General features: G+C 68.3%; 2 protein-coding genes. Both read right to left on the bottom strand.

Features of this window, described 5'->3' with window-relative positions; genetic code table 11:
* Positions 1-1,931, bottom strand: a 1,931-nt coding sequence (locus tag ACWELQ_RS41330) for a condensation domain-containing protein (RefSeq protein WP_452402440.1), incomplete at its 3' end; no start/stop codon positions are given.
* Positions 1,932-1,989: 58 nt separating this feature from the next.
* The gene (locus ACWELQ_RS41325; protein WP_452402439.1) at positions 1,990-3,102 is read right to left on the bottom strand and encodes a GGDEF domain-containing protein; all 1,113 of its coding nucleotides are present in this window, start codon (positions 3,100-3,102) and stop codon (positions 1,990-1,992) included.
* Between the last annotated feature and the right edge of the window lie 369 nt (positions 3,103-3,471).

The following is a 3,471-nucleotide window of genomic DNA, read 5'->3' as shown; positions in this document are numbered from 1 at the left end:
CGCGGGTGTGCCCGCCGAACTGGCCCGCACCGCCCTGGCCGCCGGGGTGCCCACCATCTGCGATTTCGACGGTCAGGCGCTGGAATTGGCGGCCCTTGGGAAATGATCCAGACCGGGTCACCGAAGGTGGCGGTGACCTGGTCGGCGAAGAGTTCGCCGAGGTTGATGGCGCTGGTGTAGACGATGGGCGCGAGCACCGGCTCCGCCCGCAGGCGTCCCAGGTCACGCAGCACCTCCAACCCGGAGTAGCCGGAATGCACTCCGGCGGCATGCAATTCGCGCTGCAAGGCGCGAGCGCGCTCGGTCACGGTGGCGGGCTCGGTCACATCGACCTCGAGCAACACCGAGGAGGTGAAGTCCCCGACCACCCCATCCACCTCCGGATGCACCGGCTCCCGATGGAACAGCGGCAGATTCAACAAGAACCGCCGCTGCGCAGACCACCCGCCGATGGTCTCCGCGAACACCGACGCCAACGCCATGGCCGGAGTGATGCCCCGCTCATGCGCGGCAGCGAACATCCGCCCCTTGGCCTCCGGCGGTAACCAGCGATGCAGCCGCACCGTCCGCGCCGCGCGTCCATCCGCCGACTCCGCCGCATCCACTCCGGCCTTGTGCGACAAAGCGACTCGAGTCGCACCCGATGCTTCGAGCGCACCCCGCCCTTCGGCCACGCCCGGCATTGCGGTCGTGTCCGGCATTGCGGTCGTGTCCGAGATCGCCGCCGGGACCACGATCTCCTTCGTATGGGTCGCCTGGTGAGCGCGCGGGAGCTCCGGCGCGCCGGGTAGTTCGGGGAGGCGGGCCTGCCACCACTCGCGGTCGGCAGCGTGTTCCGGTGCTGGACCGGCGTGTTCGGCGAGGTACTGCCGGAAGGTGTAGGTCTGCGGCGGTAGGGCCTCGCCGTGGTAGAGCCGGGCCAGATCCGCCACCAGGATCCGGTAGCTCATGGCGTCGGCCGCGAGCATGTCCACATCCAGGTGCAGCCGGGTGCGGCCCTCCGGCAGCAGAGTCAGCGCGATATCGATGACCTGCCCCTCCTCGACCGCCATCAGCTGATGGGTCCGCTTGTCCCGCAACGCTTCCAGCGTGCTCTCGACAGTCTCCGCATCGGCGGCGCGCAGATCGGTGACGCTCCACACCGGGCTGCCCGGCCGTTCCAGCGTCTGTTGAGTCCCGTCCGGCAGGAACCGGGTCCGCAGCATCGGATGCCGCCGCACCAGCGCCTCCACCGCGGCGCCCAACCGCTCAGGATCCACATCGGCCCCGTCGAATTCGACATACAGGTGCGCCGCGACGGCCCCCAACTGCTGGCTGTCGGAGCGGCCGATCCAGTACGCGTGTTGCATGGGTGCGAGAGCGAAAGGGCTCCCGTCGTCGTGGCCGACCGTGGTGGGCAACGCACCCGAATCGACCGCTGCGGGGCCACCGGCCCACGCCGCGCCGCCGGTTTCCGCCACGACGGCGCGGCGACCGGGGATCGATTCGAGACGGGCGATGAGAGCCTGGCCGTCGTCGAGGGTCTGCACCCCGTGCACCCCGGCCGCGTCGATGCCGGGCAGGGCGGGCCGGATGGGTGTCGCACCGGTGGCGATCACGAGTTTGTCGTAGCCGAGCCAGTTCTCACGCCCGGTGTCGAGTTCCCGCCAGCGCACCCGCTGCCCGTCGACATCGATCTCGAGGACCTCGGTCCGCAAGCGCAGATCGATCTCCCGGGCCCGGTGTTCCTCGGGTGTCCGTGCGATCAGATCGTCCCGGTCGCCGACATCCCCGCCCACCCAATAGGGAATCCCGCACGCCGAATACGACGTGAAGTGCCCCCGCTCGAACACCACGATCTCGAGGTCCTGCGGCCCCCGCAACCGGCGCGCCTGCGACGCCGCCGCCATCCCCGTCGCGTCCCCGCCGATGATCACCACGCGTTCACCCATGCCCCCACCGTACGAGATCGACGCAGGCCGCCCGCTCAGGTGGGCGTCGCGTGCGGCCCTACCGCGTCTCGAGCGGCGGGCCCACTTCGCTCGGCGGCGTCGGGGCGGGAGCCAGGACGATGGTGTTGCCGCCGTGCTGTTTGGCCTGATACATCGCGGTGTCGGCGCGGCAGAGGGTTTGGCGCACCAGCTCGCCGTCGCGGGTGGGGGTGGACTGCGCGGGGAAAGGAGCCAGGCCGATGCTGGCGGTGACGGCGATCGCGCCGATCGGCTCGGCGACCGCGCGGCGCAGGCGGTCGGCGACCTCGATGGCCGGGTCGATCGGCAGGCGGACTATGACGGCGAATTCCTCACCGCCGAAACGGGAGACGATGCTGTCCGCGGGCGCGGTGTCGCGTAGGCGGTCGGCGGTGGAGACGAGGACCTCGTCGCCTGCGGCATGGCCGAAGGTATCGTTGACCGCCTTGAAGCGGTCGAGATCGATCATCAGCACGCAGGCGGGAGTCGGGCTGGGATGCGAGAACCAGATCGCCGAGTAGTAGTCGAGGCCGCGTCGGCTCAGCAGTCTTGTCAAAGGGTCGCACAGCATTTCGCCGCGCAGCAGGGAGTAGCAGAGTTGCAGACCCGGCGGCACCATGACCGCCGCCGCCATGCCCATGATCATGATCACCGCGGAGTTGATGTCGCCGCCCCGCAGCAGCGGGACCGACAGCAGGCCCGCCGCCAGCAACGACCACGCGGTCTGCGCCGCCAGGATCTTCGGGCTGTGCAGGGCACTCACGTAGATGCCGATGATCAACAGCATCATCATGCCGACCGCGCGCGCGACATACCCGGGACTCAGGGCGCACACCGCGGTGACGCACACGTCTGCGACGCCGGTCAGGATCAGCGATTCGGTCTCGGTGGGCCAGGGCCGCCACCACCAGCGCACGCACCACACCAGCCCGGTTCCCGCCAGCAGCCACAGCAGCACGCGTGCCACCGAATCCGTTGGCCGCGTGGGTGACAGCACCGTCAGCACGGCAATGATCGGCCCGGCCAGCCCGCACAGCCCGACCGCGACCTTCAAGGCGCCCAGCGCCGACCGCGCGGCGATCGCATCGACCACCCACCGGTAATCGACGTCCTCACGCCACCATTCACGAACCAACCGCAGATCAACGAGCACGTCCTGCCCCCTCGGCGCGGAACGGAACCTCCTGCTGTATCGCACACATCCGCCGCACCACCTCCGGCCGGATACCGCAGTCTACTCAGCGGTAATAACAGCGTCTCGGAAATCGTGAGTCAGGTCACAGATGGTCGCCGCAGCGGGGGTTACCACGCCGAGCCTGGCCGAGGGCTGCTCGGGACCGCATTTTTCGATGGCAATTCCCAACCGGATCCGAAGGGAATCAACAGGATATCCGTTCTGTTCTTCGAATTCCATTGGGATCCAATTAAGTTCATTGCCCCGGCAATTTCGTCTCGGTTAGGTTCGAATTGTCAGAAAATCAATTCACACAAGGAGTGATTCAGCACATGGGTTCATCAGGTT

The organism is Nocardia sp. NPDC004722 (genome assembly GCF_053601505.1).
Note: the sequence above shows the minus strand (reverse complement) of the source record. Positions and strands in the feature narration are given on the sequence as shown.